Raw genomic sequence first — 22,050 nt, forward strand, 5'->3', positions numbered from 1 at the left:
GTACACAAATCAAATGTGGGAGCGGGCTTGCTCGCGAAGGGGCCAGAACAAGCACCAACCAACTCAGGGCAACAACCGGTGTGTCTGAGGTTAACCGCGAGCCTTGCTGATCAGCTCGATGTACTCGGCGGCGTTGCGCTGATCCTTGATCAAGGCGACGAAGTCATTGCCGTGCTCATCCTTGCCATCCAGATCCAGGCCAGCTTCAACAAAGAACGTCAGAAAACGCTCGAAGTCATCGATGCGCAGGCCACGGTAGGCCTTGATCAGTTTGTGCAGGGACGGCGAAGTGGCGTCGACCGGCTCGAAATCGAGAAACAACTTGATCTGCTCATCGCCGATCTCGTCACCAATCACTTGTTTCTTATCTTTACGCATTGCCGACTCCAGCTCGCAGACATTTCACGGGGCGGGCAGTTTACCCCTGCCCGGGCACAAGGCTCAACGCGGACGAACAGCCCCTGTATGCAGATCGGCCCAGATATGGCCGTTGGCGTAGCTGAGGAACTGGCAATACACCGTGTCATTGCGCAACAAGTCGATCACCACCCGGTACTGCGCCATCGGGTAAAAAAGCGTTAGGGTCTTGTTCTTTTCGTCGTAGATCGGCTTTTTCAGGCTTTTGCTTTCGCCATCGAAGTTGACCAGCACCTGGTTGATGGTCGCGCCCTTGTTCAAGGATTTACCCTTGAGGCGGATCATCACCGGAGACGTGACCGGAATCGGCTGTTGATTGGACTGACGCTGGCTGCCGACCACCACCGAATACTCGGTGACTTGCAACAACTGTTGTTGCTCGGGCTCCGCGTCACGCAGGGTCAGGTCGTCAGGCGGCAGGAACTGCGCGTGCATCGGCGCCGGAGCGGCAGCCAGAGGCAGGCTGAGGGTCAGCAACAGGGCGGCGCAGCTGCGGATCAAAAGACTCATGACGGGCTCCGGAGGGCGGGGCTTAGCACTCTAGCATGAGCACACGAACGTGGATCTGTGTACACCGTCTCTGTAGGAGCGAGCGGAGATCAATCGAACTGCGCGCGCATCCACGCCTGATACTCGGCCACACCCGGCTCGCCTTCGCGCGGAGCCCAGTGCGCCAGCTCACACTCACCCAGCGGGCGATAAGGCCCGGCTTTGCACTCGAACATCAGGCTGTCGGCTTCCAGCACCACCAAGCCATGGAACACACCGGTTGGCAGGTCCACGCCGACACAGTCACCACCCGCCACGAGGATTTGTTTCTTCACGACCACGCCGGACTCATCGAAGATCAGCAAACCGAGCCGGCCATTGAGGACCAACAAGGTTTCGGCCTTGTTATCGCCCAAGTGTTGGTGAGGCTGGATATACGTGTTTGGCTGCAAGCCCACCGCCATGCGATGGCACGACTCTTCCATCTGATGGAAGTTGTGATGCTGACGCCCGCGAGGATTCGCCGCCGCTTTCTCGGCCAATTCGGCGAACAGTGTTTGATCAAGAAAGCTGGGCGTGGTCATGTTCTTACATTCCTTTAACGGCAAAAATCCCGTTGGCGTTACGCCAGTAGCCTTTGTAGTCCATGCCGTAACCGAAGATGTAACGGTCGATGCACGGCAAGCCGACGAAATCGGCTTTCAGGTCCGGACGAGCCTTGCGGTCGTGGTCCTTGTCGATCAGCACGGCGGTGTGCACTTTACGTGCGCCGGCGTGTTTGCAGAAGTCGATGATCGCGCCCAGGGTGTGGCCTTCGTCGAGGATGTCGTCGATGATCAGCACGTCACGGTCAATGAACGAGACTTCCGGCTTGGCTTTCCAAAACAGGTCGCCGCCGCTGGTTTCGTTGCGATAACGGGTAGCATGCAGGTAGGACGCTTCCAGCGGGAATTGCAGATGGGTGAGCAGCTTTCCGGCGAAAATCAACCCGCCGTTCATCACACAGAACACCACAGGGTTAGTGTCCGCCATCTGTTCGTTGATGTGTGCACCGACGCGGGCGATGGCCGCCTCGACTTCAGCTTCGGTGTACAGGCAGTCAGCCTCTCGCATGATTTGACGGATATGCTCGAGATCAGCGGACATGGCGCTCTCCAAGGGAGGTTGAGGGGAGGGACGGGTTCGGAAAAGCGGGCAAAGGTACGCATCAAGCGAGGCCAGATCAAGCGTTTGTGGACTAACGTACTGTATGTCTATAGGACAACACCCTCGGATAGATTAATCTAGGCCGGTTTTTTTGCCCGCCGCCGGAGCCTTTCCCATGCCCATCCTCGAGATCCGCCATCCGCTGATCCGTCATAAACTCGGCCTTATGCGCCGCGCCGACATTAGCACGAAGAATTTCCGTGAGCTCGCTCAGGAAGTCGGTGCTCTGCTGACCTATGAGGCCACCAAAGACCTGCCGCTGGAATCCTACGACATCGAAGGCTGGTGCGGCACGGTGTCGGTCGAGAAAATCGCCGGCAAGAAAATCACCGTGGTGCCGATCCTGCGCGCCGGTATCGGCATGCTCGAAGGCGTGCTGAGCCTGATCCCGGGCGCCAAAGTCAGCGCCGTCGGCGTGGCCCGCAACGAACAAACCCTGCAGGCCCACACCTACCTGGAAAAACTGGTTCCGGAAATCAATGAACGCCTGGCGATGATCATCGACCCGATGCTCGCCACCGGCAGCTCCATGGTCGCCACCATCGACCTGCTGAAAAAAGCCGGTTGCCGCGACATCCGCGCCATGGTGCTGGTTGCCGCGCCTGAAGGCATCGCTGCTGTAGGGAAAGCTCACCCGGACGTGATGATCTACACCGCCTCCATTGATGAAAAACTCAACGAACACGGTTACATCATCCCAGGCCTGGGCGATGCCGGTGACAAGATCTTCGGTACCAAGCAGAAGGACGCTTGAGCATGCAGCAAGAGTTCAACGATCCGCTCTGGCGCACGGTGCTGTCTGGCGCACAGATGCTGTTCGTGGCCTTCGGCGCCCTGGTGTTGATGCCGCTGATTACCGGCCTCGACCCGAACGTGGCGTTGTTCACCGCGGGTCTGGGGACGATTCTGTTCCAGATCGTCACCGGGCGTCAGGTGCCTGTGTTCCTGGCGTCGAGCTTTGCCTTCATCACCCCGATCATTCTCGCCAAGGGCCAGTTCGGCCTCGCGGCGACCATGGGCGGCGTGATGGCGGCGGGCTTCGTCTACACCTTCTTGGGCCTTGCCGTGAAGATCAAAGGCACCGGCTTCATCGATCGCCTGCTGCCACCGGTGGTGATTGGCCCGGTGATCATCTCTATCGGCCTGGCCATGGCGCCGATTGCCGCCAACATGGCGATGGGCAAGGCGGGCGACGGCACCGAGCTGATTCATTACCAGACCGCCATGCTGATCTCGATGCCGGCGCTGCTGACCACCCTGATCGTCGCGGTGTTCGGTAAAGGCATCTTCCGCCTGGTGCCGATCATTTCCGGGGTGCTGGTGGGTTTTGCCATGGCGTTCTATTTCGGCGTGGTGGATACCGCGAAGATTGCCGCGGCACCGTGGTTCGCGATTCCGCACTTCACCGCGCCGGAATTCAACTGGCAGGCGATTCTGTTCATCGTTCCGGTGGCCCTGGCGCCGGCCATCGAGCATATCGGTGGCGTGATCGCTGTCGGCAGCGTGACCGGCCGCGATTACCTGAAGAAACCTGGCCTGCACCGCACCCTGCTCGGCGATGGCATTGCCACCACCGCGGCGGGCCTGTTCGGCGGTCCGCCCAACACCACGTACGCCGAAGTGACGGGCGCGGTGATGCTGACCAAGAACTACAACCCAAAAATCATGACCTGGGCGGCGATCTTTGCCATCAGCCTGGCGTTCGTCGGCAAGTTCGGCGCGCTGCTGCAAAGCATCCCGGTGCCGGTGATGGGCGGGATTCTGTGTCTGTTGTTTGGCTCGATTGCCGCGGTGGGGATGAACACGCTGATCCGCCACAAGATCGACCTGGGCGAAGCGCGCAATCTGGTGATTGTATCGGTGACGCTGGTGTTCGGGATTGGCGGTGTGCTGGTCGGCACCGGCACTGGCCCGGACGACTTCGGCCTCAAAGGCATCGCGTTGTGCGCGGTGGTGGCGATCGGGCTGAACCTGCTGCTGCCAGGGAATGACAGCTGGAAGCACAAGAAGGCGGATGAGCCGTTGTTGTAGTCAGCCTTGAGAATGCCTTCGCGGGCAAGCCTCGCTCCTACAGAGTGCGTCGTTATGTTGAGCGACACGCCTCTGTAGGAGCGAGGCTTGCCCGCGAAGCTTTTAAAGCGCCAACGGTGCTCGTTCACATAGAGTATTCAACGCCCGCGCCCACTGCGGATCATCGTTTAGGCACGGCACCAGCACCAGTTCCTCTCCCCCCGCTTCGCGAAACAGCTCCCGCCCGCGATCCCCGATCTCTTCCAGCGTCTCGATGCAATCGGCAACAAACGCCGGGCACATGACCAGGACTTTCTTCACGCCCATGCCGGCCAACTCATCAAGACGCGCCTCGGTATAGGGTTCGATCCATTTCGCACGCCCCAGACGCGACTGGAACGACACCGACCACGTGCCGTCCAGCAACCCCATGCGCTTGGCGAACTCCGACGCCGTGCGCAGGCATTGCGCGCGATAGCAGGTGGCCAAGACCTCTGGCGAAGCGTTCTTGCAGCAATCCTCATTCTTGAAGCAATGCTTACCCGTCGGATCGAGCTTGGTGAGGTGGCGCTCCGGCAAACCGTGGAAACTCAGCAACAAGTGATCGTAATCCTGCTGCAAATGCGGCTTGGCACTGGCCACCAGGGCATCGAGGTATTCCGGCTGATCGTAGAACGGCTGGAGAATCGACAGCTGCACATTGAGATTTTTCTCGCGCAACACCCGCTTGGCTTCTTCGACCACGGTGGTAACGGTGCTGTCGGCGAACTGTGGATAAAGCGGCGCGAGGGTGACTTTTTTGTAGCCCTGCGCCGCCAGCTGAACCAGTTTCGACTCAATCGACGGCTCGCCGTAACGCATCGCCAGCTCTACCGGGCCGTGGGTCCACTGGGCGGTCATGGCGTGTTGCAGGCGACGGCTGAGCACCACCAGCGGTGAGCCCTCCTCCCACCAGATCGACGCGTAGGCGTGGGCCGACTGCTCCGGACGCTTGATCAGGATCAGCGACACCAGCAAGCGTCGCACCGGCCATGGCAGGTCGATCACGTACGGATCCATCAGAAATTGATTGAGGTAGCTGCGCACATCCGCCACCGACGTGGAGGCAGGTGAACCCAGGTTAACCAGAAGCAATGCGTGATCGGTCATGCAACGTCCTATTTCAAAGGCGGCTGGACAGATCGTCCAGGGCCGCGCGCAAATCAGTGAACTGGAAAGTGAAACCCGCTTCCAGCAAGCGCACCGGTACGGCCTTCTGGCCGCCCAGCAACAGCAGTGACAACTCGCCCAGGCACACTTTCAAGGCCAGGGCCGGCATCGGCATGAACGCCGGGCGGTGCAGCACGCTGCCCAATGTCTTGGCGAACTCGCTGTTGCGCACCGGTTTAGGCGCGCAGGCATTATAAGGACCGCTGGCGTCGTTGCGATGCAGAAGAAAATCAATCAGGGCGATTTGATCGTTGATGTGGATCCATGGCATCCATTGCCGACCACTGCCTAGAGGCCCGCCCAGCCCCAGTTTGAACGGCAACAACAGCCGCGACAAAAAGCCGCCCTCGGCGGACAGCACCAACCCGGTTCGAATCAGAATCACCCGAACGCCCAAAGCCTCGGCGCGCTGGGCGGTTTCTTCCCAGGCAATGCACAACTGACTGGCGAAATCATCGATGGACGGCGGAGACGCTTCAGTCAGCTCCCGCTCGCCACTGTCGCCGTACCAGCCAATGGCGGATCCCGAGATCAGTACCTGCGGTTTCTGCTCACGGGTTTCGATCCACGCCAATAAGGTCTCGGTCAGGGTGATGCGACTGCTCCAGAGCAAGGCTTTGCGTCTGGACGTCCATGGCCGGTCAGCAATGGGCGCGCCCGCCAGGTTGATAATCGCGTCCACCGGTTCTTGCCCGAGGTCTTCGAGCGACGCGACGCCGCGAACCTGGGCACCGCAGATTTTTGCGACTTTTTCCGGCGTGCGACTCAAGACTGTCAGGCGATGTCCTTGGCTCAACCAGTGCCGGCAGAGTTGACGTCCTATCAAACCAGTACCGCCGGTCAGCAATATGTGCATGACTTCTTCCTCGCGTGGCGTTTTACCCTGTTCACTAGTCTATTTTTATAAGCAGGGATCTTTGTTATCGGGCAGGCTCTGTGTTTAACAATAGGCCAAGCTGTCAGATCGAGAACGCTAAAAGTTATACCGAAAAACAATATTGTACAGGTTTAATCCACGGCGTAGTCTGTACAGAAAGGTAAACGAGGCCCCTATGACTGTACCTATCGCAATCATCGGCACCGGCATCGCCGGGCTCTCAGCCGCCCAGGCCCTGACAGAAGTCGGGCACATCGTTCAACTTTTCGATAAAAGCCGAGGCAGTGGCGGACGCATGTCGAGCAAGCGCAGCGATGCGGGTGCCCTGGACATGGGCGCCCAGTATTTCACTGCCCGCGACCGGCGTTTTGTCACCGAGGTCCAGCGCTGGCAATCCAACGGTTGGGTCGCCGAATGGACGCCGCAGCTCTACACCTTCCACGGCGGCCAACTCAACCTGTCGCCGGACGAACAGACGCGCTGGGTCGGTACGCCACGCATGAGCGCCATCACTCGCGGCCTGCTCGGGGATCTGGAAGTGCATTTCGCCTGCCGGATCACCGAGGTTTATCGCGGTGAAGAACACTGGCATTTGCAAGACGCCGAGGGCTTCACCCATGGTCCGTTCAGTCACGTGGTGATCGCCACGCCGGCGCCTCAGGCGACTGCGCTGCTGGCTTCCGCGCCGAAACTCGCCGGGGCCGCCGCCGGGGTAAAAATGGAGCCGACCTGGGCGGTAGCGCTGGCGTTCGAGACTCCGCTGGATACCCCCATGGAAGGTTGCTTCGTGCAGGACAGCCCGCTCGACTGGCTCGCGCGCAACCGCAGCAAACCGGGGCGCGACAACACCCTCGACACGTGGGTGCTGCATGCGACCAGTGCCTGGAGTCGTCAACATATCGACCTGCCCAAGGAGGCGGTGATCGAGCAACTGCACGGTGCGTTTGCCGAACTGTTGCACAGCGCCATGCCCGCCCCGACCTTCAGCCTGGCGCACCGCTGGCTCTATGCACGCCCCGCCAGCAGTCACGAATGGGGCGCCCTGGCCGATGCCGACCTGGGCCTCTATGTGTGTGGCGACTGGTGCTTGTCCGGGCGTGTCGAAGGCGCCTGGCTCAGCGGCCAGGAAGCTGCGCGCCGCTTGCATGAACACTTGCAGTGAATCGCATTTCCCCGAGTAAATTGCTGCTGTCGAAATGGACAGCAGCCCATCCGCAAAACCGCGAAAAACATTTTCTGGTGACCGAGTTGTTCCGCGATGAGGAAGGCACGGTGCTGGACGTCGAGTTGCAGGCGGTGTTGACTCAACGTAATCAGCGTTTGCCCTGGCAGACCCTGAAAGATAGCGACGCCTGGATACTCGGCTGGAAATAGGCCCCTGTGGGAGCAGGCTCACTCCCACAAGGGAATTGCACTCCTCTCGGAAACTTATACAAATAATTTGACTTGTACATCTTTGAATCTATGATGAAGAACATGTTGTACAGAATAATCACTCTGTACAGGTTTAGATTCGAGGTGCTCCGATGCGCGAACAGCCAACGACCCGTCCGAAAATCGCCATCAGCGCCTGCTTGATGGGGGCCGAGGTGCGTTACAACGGCGGGCACAAGGAATCACGGCTGTGCAGTCGCACCCTCACCGACTATTTCGATTTCGTCCCGGTGTGCCCGGAAGTCGCCATTGGCCTGGGTATTCCTCGCGAACCGATCCGCCTGATCGGCGACCCCGAACATCCCGAGGCAGTCGGCACCGTCACCCCTGAAATCAATGTCACCCGCCCGCTCGCCGAGTACGGTCAGAAAATGGCCGCGGAACTGGACGATATCTGCGGCTACATCTTCATGCAGAAATCCCCTTCCTGCGGCCTCGACCGGGTCAAGGTCTACCACGCCAACGGCGCGCCGGTGGACGGTGGTGGACGCGGCATCTATGCCCAGGCGTTCTGCGCCCTGCATCCGGATTTGCCGGTGGAAGAAGATGGCCGTCTCAACGATCCGGTGCTGCGCGAAAACTTCCTCACCCGCGTGTTCGCCTACAGCGCTTGGCAGCAGTTACTGCAAGAAGGCCTGACCCGGCGCGGCATCACAGACTTCCACTCGCGCTACAAATACCTGCTGATGGCCCACAACCCGGTGCAATACAAAGCCCTCGGCAACCTGTTGGGCAATATGGGCCAGACCGATCCCGACGAACTCGGCCCGCGCTATTTCAGTGAGTTGATGGTCGCTTTGAAAAAATGTGCCACGCGTCGCACTCACACCAATGTGCTGCAACACATCAGTGGTTACCTCAAACAGGTCATCAGCCCTGAAGACAAGCAGGAAGTGCAGCACGTTATCGGCCAGTACCGACACGGCATCGTGCCGCTGGTCGTGCCAATGACGCTGCTCAAACATTACTTCCGCCAACACCCGGATCCGTACATTGCGCAGCAGGTTTACCTTCAGCCGCACCCGGAAAACCTCAGCCTGCGAAACGCAATCTAATGAAGACCCCAATCGACACCAGCGCCCAGGAAGACCTGGGCGATGACTTCAAGAAAGCCCTGGACGAAGGCTGGTTGCCGATCCGTGAGGTGGCGCGGCAGACCGGCGTGAACGCCGTGACCCTGCGTGCCTGGGAACGACGCTATGGGCTGATCGTGCCCCAGCGCACGCCCAAGGGGCATCGCCTGTTCTCCGCCGAACATGTGCAACGGATTATGACGATCCTCACCTGGCTCAATCGCGGCGTGGCTGTCAGCCAGGTCAAGCAACTGCTCGACACGCCTCAGGCCTTTACCGAAGCCATCGAAAACGATTGGCAGGTGCTGGGCCAGACGTTGCTGCAAGCGGTGACCCAACTCAATGAACGCACGCTGGATGACACCGTCAATCAAGCCATGGCGCTGTATCCGCCACGCACCTTGTGCGAACAACTGCTGATGCCGTTGCTGGCGGAACTGGAACAACGCTGGCAGGGCCAGTTCGGCGCGCAGATGGAGCGAGTATTTTTCTTCTCCTGGCTGCGCAGCAAATTCGGCGCACGCATCTACCATAACAACCGTCAGTTACGCACCGCGCCATGGCTGTTGATCAATCACTCGGACCTGCCACTGGAACCTCATCTGTGGCTGACCGCTTGGCTGATCAGCAGCGCCGATTGCCCGGTGGAAGTCTTCGACTGGCCGCTTCCGGCGGGCGAACTCTCGTTGGCGGTCGATCACCTGCAAGCCCGCGGCGTACTGCTGTTTTCCAGCAAAGCCATGAATCTTTCGCATCTGCCGAAACTTTTGAATGGCGTCAGTTGCCCAAAAATAATTGCCGGACCAACGGTATGCATCCACCACGCCGAGTTGTCCGTAAGAACTTCCGAGATTGCTGATTTGTTCCTGGTTGAAGACCCGCTTTCGGCTCATCAGGAACTGGTCAAGCGTGGGCTTATTTAATGAAACGTACGGACACCACCATGCAATTGATCTGGCTGCGCAGCGACTTGCGCCTGAACGACAACACCGCCCTCTCGGCTGCCGCAGCGCGCGGCCCGACGGTGGCGGTCTACCTGTTGAGCCCGGAGCAATGGCTGGTACACGATGACGCGCCATGCAAAGTGGATTTCTGGCTGCGCAATCTGGAGGAACTGAGCCGCGCGCTGGGCGAACTGAACATTCCCCTGTTGATCCGCCAAGCCCCTCGCTGGGATGAGGCGCCGAACGTTCTGCTTGAGCTGTGTCAGCAATTGAGCATTGACGCGGTGCACGTCAACGAGGAATACGGCATTCATGAAAGCCGACGCGATACGGCGGTAGCCGAAACGCTGAAGGCCCATGGCATCGACTTCTTTAGCTACCTCGATCAACTGCTGTTCAAACCGGGCACCGTGCTGACCAAGACTGGCACTTACTTCCAGGTCTTCAGCCAGTTCCGCAAAGTCTGTTATGAACGCCTGCACCGCGCTCTTCCGGGACGGGTTGCTTCACCAGCGGAGCAGGGTCCATTGAACATCAGCAGCGACGTCATCCCGTCGAGCGTTGAAGGTTTCGAAACGCCAAGCGATAGCCTGCGCAAGCTCTGGCCCGCTGGTGAAGCCGAAGCGCGCCGCCGCCTCGACACCTTCGCCGACGCACAAATCGACTACTACAAAAACGAGCGCGACTTCCCGGCCAAACCCGGCACCAGCCAGCTCTCCGCCTATCTCGCCGCGGGGGTAATTTCCCCACGCCAGTGTTTGCACGCTGCCCTGCAAAGTAATCAAGGCGAGTTCGAAAGCGGCAAGGTTGGCGCGGTCACCTGGATCAACGAGTTGCTGTGGCGCGAGTTCTACAAACACGTTCTGGTGGGCTACCCACGGGTCTCGCGTCACCGCGCCTTCCGCCCGGAAACCGAAGCCCTGGCCTGGCGCGACGCCCCGGAAGAATTGCTGGCCTGGCAGCAAGCCCGTACCGGTCTGCCGATCATCGATGCAGCCATGCGCCAATTGCTCGAAACCGGCTGGATGCACAACCGCTTGCGCATGGTGGTGGCGATGTTCCTGACCAAGAACCTGCTGATCGATTGGCGCGAAGGCGAACGCTTTTTCATGCGCCACTTGATCGACGGCGACCTGGCGGCGAACAACGGCGGTTGGCAGTGGAGTGCTTCCACGGGCACTGACTCGGCCCCTTATTTCCGTATTTTCAACCCGCTGAGCCAGTCGGAAAAATTCGACGCCGAAGGCGTGTTCATCAAGCACTGGCTGCCGGAACTGGCCGGGCTGAACAAGAAAGAAGTGCACAACCCGGCGAACCTCGGCGGCTTGTTCGGGGTTGCGGATTATCCATCGCCAATCGTCAACCTGAGTACCAGTCGCCAACGTGCCTTGGCGGCGTTCAAGAACCTGCCCTCGCGACAGAGCGCAGGAGGTGCTTATGAGTGATTTCCTGCGGCGCTTTGCCCGGCAATTCGCCCAGTTGGACAAAGACAGTTTGCAACGCCTCGGTGAGCTCTACACCGAAGACGTGCGCTTCACCGATCCGCTGCACGAAGTGCAAGGAATCGGACAGTTGCGCAATTACTTCGCCGAGCTCTACGCCAACGTCAGCGAACTGCGTTTCGATTTTCATGGCTTCGACCAGACCGGAGAAGGCGAAGGGTATCTGCGCTGGGTCATGAGCTACCGCCATCCGCGCCTGAGCGGTGGCCAGTTGATTCGCGTTGACGGGTGCTCGCACCTGCGCTGGCGCGACAAGGTTTATTGCCACCGGGATTACTTCGATGCCGGGGCACTGCTTTACGAACATTTACCCGTATTGGGCCGGGCGATTGCCTGGTTGAAAAGGAGAATGGGATGAGCCTTACACCTCCACGGCGATACTGGTTGACGGGCGCCAGCAGCGGCATTGGCGCTTCACTGGCCGAAGAAATACTGAAAACCGGCGCTCACCTGGCCGTGAGCTCGCGCTCGAAAGCGGTGCTGAAAGTCTTGTCGCAGCGTTATCCAGGACAAGTGCTGGTCGTGCCTGGCGATCTCACTGACAGTCAGACAGTGCGCGAAATCGGCGAACAGATTGCGCATGCCTGGGGCTCTCTGGACACGGTCATCCTCAACGCTGGCACCTGCGAATACGTCGACGTTCAGCAGTTCGATTCGTCGATCGTCGAACACGTGGTGCGCACCAATTTGCTCGCGAGCGCCTATTGCATCGAGGCCGCTTTGCCCCTGCTACGCAAGGGCACGGCGCCGCATCTGGTGGGCGTCGCCAGTTCGGTGACCTACCTGCCGCTACCCAGGGCCGAAGCCTATGGCGCGTCGAAAGCCGGGTTGCGTTACCTGTTCGAATCCCTGCGCATTGATCTGGCGCCGGAAGGCATCGAAGTCACGGTGGTCAGTCCGGGGTTTGTCGAGACACCGCTGACCGCGAAAAACGACTTCCCGATGCCGCTCAGTTGGCCAGTGGCCAAGGCCGCCCGGCACATCTTCGCCAAGCTCAAGAACCATCCACTGGAGATCGCCTTTCCGGGACTGTTCATGGCGGCTCTCTGGCCGCTGTCGAAAATGCCCAACTGCGTGAAACTGGCCATCGGCAAACGCATGGTGCGCAGCAGTCCGCCGATCCGGGATGTGCCGTGAACATCGCCATCATCGGCAGCGGGATCTCGGGGCTGACCAGCGCCTACCTGCTCAACCGCAGGCATGAGATCACCCTGTTCGAGGCCAGCGACTGGATCGGCGGTCACACCCACACCGTGGACGTGACCGTCGATGACCAGCGCTACGCCGTGGACACCGGTTTCATTGTGTTCAACGACTGGACTTACCCGAATTTCATACGCCTGCTGGGCCAGATCGGCGTGGGGTTCAAACCGACTGAAATGAGTTTCTCAGTGACGGATCCGGACTCGGGCCTGGAGTACAACGGCAATAACCTCAACAGCCTGTTCGCCCAACGTCGAAATCTGTTGTCGCCAGGATTCTGGGGCATGTTGCGCGACATCCAGCGCTTCAATAAAGAAGCACGGCGCGACCTGGATGAAGAGCGAATCGCCCTCGACACCACGCTGGACGACTACCTGAAAAACGGCCGCTACGGCGAGCGCTTCATCCTGCATTACATCGTGCCAATGGGCGCGGCGATCTGGTCGATGTCGATGGCAGACATGCTCGGTTTCCCGCTGCAGTTCTTTGTCAGGTTTTTCAAGAATCACGGCCTGCTGTCCGTCAGCAATCGCCCGCAATGGCGTGTGATCGAAGGCGGCTCGAGTGCTTACATCGGGCCATTGACGGCGACCTTTAAAGAGAAGATCCGTCTCAGTTGCCCAGTGACTCGAGTCGAACGCAATGAGGAAGGCGTCATTGTCCACAGCGCCGGCGGCAGCGAGCGATTCGACAAAGTGGTGTTTGCCTGCCACAGCGATCAGACCCTGAAGCTGTTGGCCAAACCGAGCGATGCTGAACACTCGATCCTCAGTGCCCTGCCCTACGCCGACAACGAAGTGGTCCTTCACACCGACACACGCCTGCTGCCCACACGAAAACTCGCTTGGGCCAGCTGGAATTATCGCCTCGGTGGCCCAGGCCAAACACGAGCCGCCGTCACCTACGACATGAACATCCTGCAAGGCATCCAGGGCGATACCACGTTCTGCGTCAGCCTCAACCAGAGCGCAGGCATTGAGCCGAGCAAAGTGCTCGCCAAATTCACTTACGCCCATCCGCAATTCAGCCTGACGGCCGTCGCCGCGCAAAACCGTTGGGAAGAACTGGACGGCGCGCAACATTCTTACTATTGCGGTGCCTACTGGGCCAACGGTTTCCATGAAGACGGCGTGGTCAGCGCATTGCGCGTGGCTCGCTCGTTTGGCGAAGTGCTGTGAACAGCGCCCTCTACAGCGGCTGGATCGCCCATCGGCGATTCGCCCCAAAGCCTCATGCCTTCCGATACCGGATCGGCCTGTTGTACCTGGACCTCGACGAACAGGACGCCGTGCTCGGTTTGTCGCCGCTCTCAGGCGCCAGTCGCTTCGCCCCGTTCTCGTTTCGCGAGAGCGATTACCTTAAAGCCTATACCGGCAATGGCACACGCCTGATTGATGCGGTACGCCAACTGGTCAGCCAGGCCATCGGCCATGCACCGCAAGGTTCGATCTGCCTGCTGACCCAGGCCCGCAGTTGGGGCCTGTCGTTCAACCCGGTGAGTTTTTTCTACTGCCATGAGGCTGACGGGCAACTGGCGGCGATTCTTTGCGAAGTCACCAACACCCCGTGGCGCGAGCGTTATCACTACGTATTACCCGCCAAGGCCCCGGTGAATCTGTCCGATTCCCATCAACACTTCGCCGTGGCAAAGGCGTTTCACGTCTCGCCGTTTTTACCGCCGGACCTGGAATACCGCATGAGTTTCAGTCCCGCGGCGCAAAAGCTCGGCGTGCACATGGCGGACTGGCAGGGCGAACTGAAATTGTTCGACGCCACGCTCAGCCTGAAACGCGAAGCACTGGATCGCGCCAGCCTGCACCGTTACTTGCGGCGCTTTCCGTGGATGACGGTGAAAACCTGCCTGGCGATCTATTGGCAGGCCCTGCGCCTGCTGCTCAAACGCGTACCGCTATTTGCTCATCACGCTGCCGATGGCAGCGTTCAAACCACCATGGTTCCTCCCAAGGATCGCCGTCATGAAACCCTCTAGTGCCTCGGCCAAAGTCAATCTGCTCAGCCCCCATGGCCTGACCGGATCGTTGCTGCGCCGTGGTGTGCTGCGGCAACTGACACAGCTCAAACATGGACAATTGGTGGTCATCGAAAACGGCGAACGGTATGTCTTCGGTACCGCTGGCAGCCAACTGATCGGCGAGATCCATATCCTCGACGCTGCTGCGTGGGGATTGGTGGCGGGTAACGGGTCGATCGGCGCTGGCGAAGCGTTTATCCACGGCTATTGGAGTTCACCGGACCTGACCGCGGTGGTTCGCGTTTTCGTCAGCAACCTTGAGGTGCTGGATGCGCTGGAAGGTGGCCTGGCGAAACTTGGCCGCCCCTTCGTTCAAGGGCTGCACTGGCTCAATCGCAACACGCGCAAGGGCTCGCAGAAAAACATCGCGGCCCACTACGACCTGGGCAACGACCTGTTCGAACAGTTTCTCGACCCCACCATGATGTATTCCGCCGCGCAGTTCCGGACGGAAGAAGACACACTGGAACAGGCGCAGTTGAACAAACTGGAAAGGATCTGCCAGAAGCTCGTTCTGAAACCGAGTGATCATTTGCTGGAAATCGGCACCGGCTGGGGCAGCATGGCGCTTTACGCGGCGCAGCATTACGGCTGCAAGGTCACCACCACCACGCTTTCAAAAGAACAGTACGCCTTTACTGCACAACGCATCGAAGCCCTCGGCCTGCAAGACCAGGTCACGCTGCTGCTCAAGGATTACCGCGACCTCACCGGGCAGTACGACAAACTGGTGTCGATAGAGATGATCGAAGCCGTCGGCCATCGCTTCCTGCCGGTCTATTTCAAACAATGCGCGCATCTGCTCAAAAGCAACGGCTTGATGCTGTTGCAGGCGATCACCATCCGCGAACAGCGCTACGAACGGGCCAAGGGCAGTGTCGATTTCATTCAGCGTTACATTTTCCCCGGCGGCGCCCTGCCCTGCGTGCAGAAGATGCTGGAAATCATCAGCCGCGACACCGACATGAACCTGCTGCACATGGAGGATTTCGGCCTGCACTACGCCCGAACCCTGCGCCTGTGGCATGAGAATTTTCGCCGAGCCCAAGGGCGCTTGAGCGAGTTGGGTTACGACGATTATTTCCTGCGTTTGTGGGAATTTTATCTGTGCTACTGCGAAGGGGGATTTCTGGAGCGCACCATCGGCACCGCGCAATTGCTGCTGGCCAAACCGTCGGCGATGCCCGCGCCGCTGCTGGGTCGCTTCGATGCTTGACCGCGTGGCCAATGCCGCGCTGTTTCAGCTCGGCTGGTTTGCCTGTGTGGCGGGCGGCAACAGTTTGTGGCTGTTAGTGGCCCTGGCGGCGCTGGTTATTCATTTGCTGTGGATAAGTCGCTGGGCTGATGAAGGCCGACTGATCCTCAGTGTTGTGCTGCTGGGCACCACCATCGACAGTTCGTTGCGCTGGCTGGGGGTGTTCGACTTCGCCAACGTCGCGCCATTGATTCCGCTGTGGCTGATGCTGTTGTGGGCGTTACTGGCAACGACCTTGCGCCATTGCCTGCAATGGACCGCGAACCCTTGGTGGCTCGGCAGCCTGCTGGGCGCGGTGGGTGGACCGGTGTCGTATTTCGCGGGAGGGAAACTGGCAGACGTGCAGTTTCCTTACGGTCAGGTGCCCACGCTGGTGGGCATCGGGCTGCTCTGGGCCTTGCTGTTTCCTGCGCTGCATTTCATGGCTCAACGGCTGGCGGCAGACACCCGCAGCTAAGCGTCCGTCAGGCCTTTCACACAGCTTCGGCCCACTGCCTTACACTGCGCGCCATGAAAACCATTCCCCACACGCAAATCACCGAGCCGGCCGTCACGTGCTCGACCTGCGCAGCCTGCTGCTGTCAGCTCGAAGTCATGCTGATCACCGACACGGGCGTGCCTGAGCGTTTTATCGATACCGATGATTGGGGCGGGGAAGTCATGCTGCGTCTGGATGACGGCTGGTGCGCTGCGCTGGATCGCAACAGCATGATGTGCACCATCTACGAAAAACGCCCGCTGATCTGCCGGGAGTTCGAGATGGGCGCACCGGAATGCATCGAAGAGCGTCAGGGGATTACCACGGCGTATCGGTAGTTAAAGATGTGCTGTTAGTTCTGACGCCTTCGCGGGCAAGTCGGATCGCCGCATCGCTCGCTCCTACGGGTCTGGTGGTTCCCTGTAGGAGCGAGCGATGCGGCGATCCGACTTGCCCGCGAAGCTTTTAACGTTACAACGGCATCGTGTAGTGCAGCGCGTAACTTTCTACACCGTTGTTCGGGCTACTGAGCCCGGCATTGGAATAGTGCGTCGCACGAATGCCGACTTCATGTCCGCCCGCAAGGCGCAGACCAAAACCGAACCGGTCTTCAAACTGGAAGGAGCTACCGAGTTGATTGTTTTCGACTTCGGTATTGGCGAACACCGCGACGCCAACGCCCAACTCCACGTAAGGCTTGACGGTCTGGCCGGCAAACTCATAAACAAGCACCGGTGAGAACGACAGGCTGTGGTTGCTGGTGGTCTCTTTGCCGTCCCAGTAGGTGTAAGCACCGCTCCAGTACCCGGTCAAACGACCGACATCACTCTGCAACCAACTCTTGTCCCAATCGAATTGCATGCCCAGTCGGTAGGTCATGGTCGACTCGCTGGTCTGCCCGACCGCGAACTCCACGCCTGCCGCCTGTACGGTAAAACTTTGCCCCATCAGTGCGGCCGCAATCGCGGCCAAGCAGAATAGTCGCTTCATTAGAAACATCCTTTTCCGAACGATTTCGTAAGGTTTTTTTTGTTGCTCACCGCAATAGAAGTCGACGCTAAATCAGAAGCTCACCCCAATTATTCGTGTGCCCCAGAATTTTGTTTACCCCTTGAAGCTTTGCACAACGCCAGCGGTACTCCACAGAATCGGCAAGATATTTCTGAAATGCTCCGGATCGGCACTCGTCCAGAACTGCGCAGCACGTGCAGGCCCGTCGGCGAGCAACTCACGCTCGGTCAACAGGCGCTCAAGTTGCCGCGCTACAGCGGCGCCCGTGTCGATCAAGCTGATGTCATCCGGGATCATCTGCTTAAGCAAAGGCTTTAGGAAGGGATAATGCGTGCAGCCGAGAATTATCGTGTCGCACCCGGCGCCGAGTAGTGGGCCGACATACCCGGCCAGCAACTGACGCAATGCCTCGCTGTGCAGATCGCCGTTTTCAATCAGCTCCACCAGGCCGGGGCACGGCTGAGTGATGACCCTTACATCGGTGGCGAAACGGTCGAGCAAGGCGGCAAACTTGGCGCTCTGCAACGTGCCGGTGGTGGCGAGTACGCCGACCACGCCACTGCGGGTGGCGGCAGCGGCGGGTTTGACGGCGGGTTCCATGCCGACGATGGGCCACTCAGGGAAATCGCGGCGCAGATCCGCAACACCGGATACGGTCGCCGTGTTGCAGGCCAGCACCAAAGCCTTGGCGCCCTGCTGCTGAAAAAATTCGGCCATCACGCTGCAACGCTGCTGGATGAACGCCGGGGTTTTCTCACCGTAGGGAACATTGCCGCAATCGGCGACGTACAGCAGAGACTCGTTGGGCAGCAAGCGCTGGATCTCGGCCAACACCGAAAGCCCACCGACACCGGAGTCGAACACGCCGATAGGCGCTTCACGCATGTTTCGAACCACAGACGCTGCAGCCCGGATCACGCTTGACCCGCAACTCACGGAAGCGCGAGCCCAAGGCATCAATCAACAACAGGCGCCCCACCAGCGGCTCGCCGAAACCCACCAACAGTTTCAAGGCTTCCAGCGCCTGGAGGCTGCCAACCAGCCCAACCAATGGACCGACGACGCCGGCTTCACTGCAGGTCAATTCGGCTTCGCTGCCGTGACCATACAAACAGTGGTAGCACGGGCTTTCCGGACGGCGCGGGTCGAACACCGACAATTGCCCTTCGAGACGAATCGCCGCGCCGCTGACCAGCGGTTTGCCGGCGGCAACGCACGCAGCGTTGACCGCTTCGCGGGTAGAAAAATTGTCGGAGCAGTCCAGTACCAGATCCACCGCAGCCACGGCGGCGGCCAGGGAATCTTCGTCCAGCACGGTGCGATGGGCGATCAATTGGATCTCGGGATTGATCGCGCTCAGTCGGCGAATGGCCGAATCGACTTTGCTCAGGCCGACGCTGTCAGTGTCGTGAACGATCTGGCGTTGCAGGTTGGTCAGGTCAACCGTGTCGAAGTCCGCCAGGTGCAGCTCGCCGACACCGGCAGCCGCCAGATAAAGCGCAACCGGTGAGCCGAGACCGCCGAGGCCGACGATCAACACGCGGCTTTCTTTCAGCCGCAACTGGCCGTCGATGTCGACGTGTTGCAACAGAATCTGTCGGCTATAGCGCAACAATTCCTGATCATTCAGCACGGCAGGCGCCCCAGGCTGATACGTTCGTGACCGCCCAGATCCGTGCGGCTGTGGACTTCTTCAAAGCCGCGGGTCAGCAGCAAATCGCGTACTGCCACCGCTTGATCGTAGCCGTGTTCGAGCATCAGCCAGCCACCGGCCTCCAGATAGTCCGGCGCCTGGTCGACGATCAGGCGCAGATCGTCAAGCCCGTCGACACCCGCCACCAAGGCGCTGGCCGGTTCGAAGCGCACATCGCCTTCCACCAGATGCGGATCGGCGGAGGCGATGTACGGCGGATTGCTGATGATCAGCTTAAAACGCTGACCTTCCAGGGCGCTGAACCAATGGCTGCTGAGCACAGTGGCGTTGTTCAAGTGCAGGCGCTGACGATTGCGCTCGGCCAGCGCCACGGCTTCGAGTACGCGATCCACCGCAGTCACTTTCCACGCCGGACGTTCGCTGGCCAGGGCCAACGCAATGGCGCCGCTGCCGGTGCCGAGGTCGAGCACGTTGGCCGGCGTGGCGGGCAACAATTCCAGCGCGGCTTCCACCAGCAATTCGGTGTCCGGGCGCGGGATCAGCGTGTGCGGCGCGACTTCCAGGTCAAGCTTCCAGAACCCTTGCTGACCCAGAATGTACGCCACCGGCTCACCGCCACGACGACGTTGCAGGTACTCGGAGAATTTCAGCGCCGCTTCGCTCGGCACAATGCGTTCCGGCCAGGTGTGCAGAAAACTGCGGGACTTGCCCAAGGCAGCGGCCAGCAATAATTCGGCATCCAGACGCGCCGTGGGCGAGTCGGGCAAATCGGCGGCGCGCAACAAACTGGCAATGATCGTCATTTACTCACCTATCGCTGCCAATTGATCGGCCTGGAACTCGGCCAGTAACGGTTCGATCACCGCTTCGACGCCGCCCGCGAGGATTTCGTCGAGGGAATACAGCGTCAGGTTGACCCGGTGATCGGTCACCCGGCCCTGGGCAAAGTTGTACGTGCGGATGCGCTCGGAGCGATCACCCGAACCGACCAGCAACTTACGCTCGCTGGCGATCGCATTGGCGGCGGCGCTGGTTTGCTGATCGTTGAGTTTGGCCGACAGCCAGGACATCGCCCGGGCGCGGTTTTTGTGCTGGGAACGTTCTTCCTGGCACTCCACGACGATACCGGATGGCAAGTGCGTGATGCGGATCGCCGAGTCGGTCTTGTTGACGTGCTGACCACCGGCACCGGAGGAGCGATACGTATCGACCCGCAGATCCGCCGGGTTGATCTCGATCACTTCCTGTTCGTCCGGCTCGGGCAACACCGCCACGGTGCAGGCCGAGGTATGGATGCGACCCTGGGATTCGGTGGCCGGAACCCGTTGCACGCGGTGCGCGCCGGACTCGAATTTCAGTTTGCCGTAGACGTTCTCGCCTTCAACCCGGGCGATGACTTCTTTATAGCCGCCGTGCTCGCCGATGTTCTCGGAGAGGATTTCCACCCGCCAGCCACGACGCTCGGCGTAACGCGAATACATGCGAAACAGGTCGCCAGAGAAAATCGCCGCCTCGTCGCCGCCGGTACCGGCACGGATTTCGAGAAACACGTTGCGCCCGTCATTCGGGTCCTTGGGCAGCAGCATGCGTTGCAGGCTTGCTTCGATGTCGATCAGTTGCTCTTTGGCTTCGCGAACTTCTTCCACGGCCATTTCGCGCATGTCCGGGTCGCTGTCCTTGAGCAGTGCCTGGGCGCCTTCGAGGTCGCCTTGCACTTTGAGCAACTGTTTATAGGTGGCGACAATCGGTTCGACTTCCGCGTATTCCTTGGAATAGGTGCGGAATTTGGCCTGATCGGAAATGACTTCGCCATCGCCAAGCAAGGCGGTCAATTCCTCGAAACGGTCCTGGAGGATGTCCAGCTTATTGAGCAGTGACGCTTTCATTGCGGTTTTTTATCCGAAAAGCTATCCGATGAGCCCTCATTCAGGGCAAAGAGTTCCTGGGCCATGGCCAGCGCATCGAGGCGGCCTTCGGCAGAAAGCTTTTTCAACTGCACGCTCGGTGCGTGCAGGAGTTTGTTGGTCAGGCCGCGTGCCAGTTGCACCAGCACCTCTTCGGCGCTGCTGCCGTTGGCCAGCATGCGCTGGGCCTTTTGCAATTCTTCGTCGCGCATGCGCTCGCTTTGTTGGCGATAGGCCTTGAGCACATCCACCGCCGCCAGTTCGCGCAGACGGACCATGAAGTCTTCGGCACCGACCGAGACCATCTCTTCGGCCGCCTGGGCTGCACCCTGGCGACTCTTGAGGTTCTCGGCAACCACTTCGTGGAGATCGTCGACGCTATACAGGTAAACGTCGTCCAATTCGCCGACTTCCGGCTCGATATCCCGAGGGACGGCGATGTCTACCATGAAGATCGGTTTGTGCTTGCGCAGTTTCAAGGCACTTTCCACGGCGCCTTTGCCAAGAATCGGCAACTGGCTGGCGGTGGAGCTGATAACGATGTCGCTGCGCACCAGTTCGGCCGGAATGTCCGAGAGCAATACGGCGTGGGCGCCAAACTGCTCGGCCAGGATGCTCGCGCGTTCCAGGGTACGGTTGGCGACCACGATGCGCTTCACACCCAGTTCATGCAGATGGCGGGCGACCAGGGTGATGGTCTCACCGGCGCCGATCAGCAAGGCTTGGCTGCGTTGCAAGTCACTGAAAATCTGTTTCGCCAGGCTGACCGCTGCAAACGCCACGGACACCGGGTTCTCGCCGATGGCCGTGTCGGTGCGCACTTGCTTGGCGGCATTGAACGTCGCTTGAAACAAACGCCCCAGCAGCGGCCCGATAGTGCCGGCTTCACGCGCTACGGCGTAGGCCGATTTCATCTGACCGAGAATCTGCGGTTCGCCCAACACCAGCGAGTCGAGCCCGGAGGCGACCCGCATCATGTGACGAACTGCCGCATCATCTTCGTGAACATAAGCGCTCGCGCGCAGCTCTTCGAGGCTCAAATGATGATAATCGGCCAGCCAGCGCAACACGATGTCAGCCGAAAGGTGATCCTGTTCTATATACAGTTCACTGCGATTGCAGGTGGAGAGGATCGCAGCTTCGCGGCTGTCGGTGAGTCGGCAGAGCTGCTGCAAGGCCTCCACCAGTTGCTCAGGGGTAAAGGCCACGCGCTCGCGGACGTCTATTGACGCAGTCTTGTGGTTGATACCGAGTGCAAGGAAGGCCATTCAAGGTCGCTGATGGTGACGTGAAGCAGGCAATTGTCCTACTTCGACAGAGCCAGAACAACTACCGCTGACTATTGTCCCAAT

At 59.8% G+C, this 22,050-nt stretch carries 26 protein-coding genes; 14 read left to right on the plus strand and 12 right to left on the minus strand.

Annotated elements, in window-relative coordinates:
* Nucleotides 1-90: 90 nt before the first annotated feature.
* The 4 genes from EYC95_RS05580 to EYC95_RS05595 all read right to left on the minus strand — a co-directional run bounded on the left by EYC95_RS05580 (nt 91) and on the right by EYC95_RS05595 (nt 2,052).
* Complete coding sequence (locus tag EYC95_RS05580) at nt 91-378, minus strand: PA4642 family protein (protein WP_038981593.1); 288 nt, start codon at nt 376-378, stop codon at nt 91-93.
* Nucleotides 379-441: 63 nt separating this feature from the next.
* Nucleotides 442-927, minus strand: coding sequence for a hypothetical protein (locus EYC95_RS05585; protein WP_131059471.1), 486 nt, complete (start codon nt 925-927; stop codon nt 442-444).
* 89 nt (nt 928-1,016) lie between these two features.
* The gene (locus EYC95_RS05590) at nt 1,017-1,490 is read right to left on the minus strand and encodes a WbuC family cupin fold metalloprotein (RefSeq protein ID WP_131059472.1); all 474 of its coding nucleotides are present in this window, start codon (nt 1,488-1,490) and stop codon (nt 1,017-1,019) included.
* 4 nt (nt 1,491-1,494) lie between these two features.
* Nucleotides 1,495-2,052, minus strand: coding sequence for a hypoxanthine-guanine phosphoribosyltransferase (locus tag EYC95_RS05595; protein WP_008025895.1), 558 nt, complete (start codon nt 2,050-2,052; stop codon nt 1,495-1,497).
* A 175-nt stretch (nt 2,053-2,227) separates the two neighbouring features.
* Between EYC95_RS05595 and upp the strand changes: the two genes are divergently transcribed.
* Both upp and EYC95_RS05605 read left to right on the plus strand, forming a co-directional pair.
* Nucleotides 2,228-2,866: a uracil phosphoribosyltransferase gene (gene upp / locus EYC95_RS05600; RefSeq protein WP_131059473.1), complete on the plus strand. Its 639-nt coding sequence runs from the start codon at nt 2,228-2,230 to the stop codon at nt 2,864-2,866.
* Between the two features lie 2 nt (nt 2,867-2,868).
* On the plus strand, nt 2,869-4,143 hold the full coding sequence (locus tag EYC95_RS05605) for a uracil-xanthine permease family protein (protein ID WP_131059474.1): 1,275 nt from the start codon (nt 2,869-2,871) through the stop codon (nt 4,141-4,143).
* Nucleotides 4,144-4,245: 102 nt separating this feature from the next.
* Here the strand turns inward: EYC95_RS05605 and hemH are convergent, their stop codons facing one another.
* Both hemH and EYC95_RS05615 read right to left on the minus strand, forming a co-directional pair.
* Nucleotides 4,246-5,271, minus strand: coding sequence for a ferrochelatase (hemH, locus tag EYC95_RS05610; RefSeq protein ID WP_131059475.1), 1,026 nt, complete (start codon nt 5,269-5,271; stop codon nt 4,246-4,248).
* Between the two features lie 13 nt (nt 5,272-5,284).
* Nucleotides 5,285-6,187, minus strand: a complete 903-nt coding sequence (locus tag EYC95_RS05615; RefSeq protein WP_131059476.1) for a TIGR01777 family oxidoreductase — start codon at nt 6,185-6,187, stop codon at nt 5,285-5,287.
* Nucleotides 6,188-6,383: 196 nt separating this feature from the next.
* On the opposite strand from EYC95_RS05615, the gene EYC95_RS05620 reads away from it, so the two are divergent.
* The 12 genes from EYC95_RS05620 (at nt 6,384) to EYC95_RS05675 (ending at nt 16,467) form a co-directional block, all read left to right on the plus strand.
* Complete coding sequence (locus EYC95_RS05620; protein WP_131059477.1) at nt 6,384-7,370, plus strand: NAD(P)/FAD-dependent oxidoreductase; 987 nt, start codon at nt 6,384-6,386, stop codon at nt 7,368-7,370.
* Nucleotides 7,367-7,582 (plus strand): TIGR02450 family Trp-rich protein, encoded by a 216-nt coding sequence (locus EYC95_RS05625; protein WP_131059478.1) that lies wholly within the window; start codon nt 7,367-7,369, stop codon nt 7,580-7,582. Before EYC95_RS05620 ends, EYC95_RS05625 begins: the two co-directional genes overlap by 4 nt.
* Nucleotides 7,583-7,734: 152 nt before the next feature.
* On the plus strand, nt 7,735-8,697 hold the full coding sequence (locus EYC95_RS05630; protein WP_131059479.1) for a DUF523 and DUF1722 domain-containing protein: 963 nt from the start codon (nt 7,735-7,737) through the stop codon (nt 8,695-8,697).
* Nucleotides 8,697-9,638 carry a MerR family transcriptional regulator gene (locus EYC95_RS05635; RefSeq protein WP_131059480.1) on the plus strand — a complete coding sequence of 314 codons (942 nt, stop codon included), beginning with the start codon at nt 8,697-8,699 and terminating at the stop codon, nt 9,636-9,638. Before EYC95_RS05630 ends, EYC95_RS05635 begins: the two co-directional genes overlap by 1 nt.
* Before the next feature lie 20 nt (nt 9,639-9,658).
* The gene (gene phrB, locus EYC95_RS05640) at nt 9,659-11,104 is read left to right on the plus strand and encodes a deoxyribodipyrimidine photo-lyase (protein ID WP_131059509.1); all 1,446 of its coding nucleotides are present in this window, start codon (nt 9,659-9,661) and stop codon (nt 11,102-11,104) included.
* Nucleotides 11,097-11,519: a nuclear transport factor 2 family protein gene (locus tag EYC95_RS05645; protein ID WP_131059481.1), complete on the plus strand. Its 423-nt coding sequence runs from the start codon at nt 11,097-11,099 to the stop codon at nt 11,517-11,519. The genes phrB and EYC95_RS05645 overlap by 8 nt, the downstream gene beginning before the upstream one ends.
* Nucleotides 11,516-12,298, plus strand: a complete 783-nt coding sequence (locus tag EYC95_RS05650) for an SDR family oxidoreductase (protein WP_131059482.1) — start codon at nt 11,516-11,518, stop codon at nt 12,296-12,298. The genes EYC95_RS05645 and EYC95_RS05650 overlap by 4 nt, the downstream gene beginning before the upstream one ends.
* The gene (locus EYC95_RS05655) at nt 12,295-13,542 is read left to right on the plus strand and encodes an NAD(P)/FAD-dependent oxidoreductase (RefSeq protein WP_131059483.1); all 1,248 of its coding nucleotides are present in this window, start codon (nt 12,295-12,297) and stop codon (nt 13,540-13,542) included. The genes EYC95_RS05650 and EYC95_RS05655 overlap by 4 nt, the downstream gene beginning before the upstream one ends.
* The gene (locus EYC95_RS05660; RefSeq protein ID WP_131059484.1) at nt 13,539-14,354 is read left to right on the plus strand and encodes a DUF1365 domain-containing protein; all 816 of its coding nucleotides are present in this window, start codon (nt 13,539-13,541) and stop codon (nt 14,352-14,354) included. Before EYC95_RS05655 ends, EYC95_RS05660 begins: the two co-directional genes overlap by 4 nt.
* Complete coding sequence (locus tag EYC95_RS05665) at nt 14,341-15,612, plus strand: cyclopropane-fatty-acyl-phospholipid synthase family protein (RefSeq protein ID WP_131059485.1); 1,272 nt, start codon at nt 14,341-14,343, stop codon at nt 15,610-15,612. The genes EYC95_RS05660 and EYC95_RS05665 overlap by 14 nt, the downstream gene beginning before the upstream one ends.
* The gene (locus EYC95_RS05670; RefSeq protein ID WP_131059486.1) at nt 15,605-16,108 is read left to right on the plus strand and encodes a DUF2878 domain-containing protein; all 504 of its coding nucleotides are present in this window, start codon (nt 15,605-15,607) and stop codon (nt 16,106-16,108) included. The genes EYC95_RS05665 and EYC95_RS05670 overlap by 8 nt, the downstream gene beginning before the upstream one ends.
* Before the next feature lie 53 nt (nt 16,109-16,161).
* Nucleotides 16,162-16,467: a YkgJ family cysteine cluster protein gene (locus tag EYC95_RS05675; RefSeq protein ID WP_131059487.1), complete on the plus strand. Its 306-nt coding sequence runs from the start codon at nt 16,162-16,164 to the stop codon at nt 16,465-16,467.
* A 133-nt stretch (nt 16,468-16,600) separates the two neighbouring features.
* Here EYC95_RS05675 and EYC95_RS05680 read toward each other — a convergent pair whose 3' ends face one another.
* The 6 genes from EYC95_RS05680 to hemA form a co-directional block, all read right to left on the minus strand.
* Nucleotides 16,601-17,119, minus strand: a complete 519-nt coding sequence (locus EYC95_RS05680) for an acyloxyacyl hydrolase (RefSeq protein WP_131059488.1) — start codon at nt 17,117-17,119, stop codon at nt 16,601-16,603.
* 114 nt (nt 17,120-17,233) lie between these two features.
* Entirely contained in the window at nt 17,234-18,025 is a 792-nt protein-coding gene (gene murI / locus EYC95_RS05685) for a glutamate racemase (RefSeq protein WP_131059489.1), read from the minus strand.
* A complete protein-coding gene (locus EYC95_RS05690) occupies nt 18,018-18,773 on the minus strand; it encodes a molybdopterin-synthase adenylyltransferase MoeB (RefSeq protein WP_131059490.1) in 756 nt (251 codons plus the stop codon). The genes murI and EYC95_RS05690 overlap by 8 nt, the downstream gene beginning before the upstream one ends.
* Nucleotides 18,767-19,597, minus strand: coding sequence for a peptide chain release factor N(5)-glutamine methyltransferase (gene prmC / locus EYC95_RS05695; protein ID WP_131059491.1), 831 nt, complete (start codon nt 19,595-19,597; stop codon nt 18,767-18,769). The genes EYC95_RS05690 and prmC overlap by 7 nt, the downstream gene beginning before the upstream one ends.
* Nucleotides 19,598-20,680 (minus strand): peptide chain release factor 1, encoded by a 1,083-nt coding sequence (gene prfA / locus EYC95_RS05700; protein WP_131059492.1) that lies wholly within the window; start codon nt 20,678-20,680, stop codon nt 19,598-19,600.
* Nucleotides 20,677-21,966, minus strand: coding sequence for a glutamyl-tRNA reductase (gene hemA, locus EYC95_RS05705; RefSeq protein ID WP_131059493.1), 1,290 nt, complete (start codon nt 21,964-21,966; stop codon nt 20,677-20,679). Before hemA ends, prfA begins: the two co-directional genes overlap by 4 nt.
* Between the last annotated feature and the right edge of the window lie 84 nt (nt 21,967-22,050).

It is taken from the genome of Pseudomonas sp. BGI-2, from assembly GCF_004310295.1.
Taxonomy (GTDB): Bacteria; Pseudomonadota; Gammaproteobacteria; order Pseudomonadales; family Pseudomonadaceae; genus Aquipseudomonas.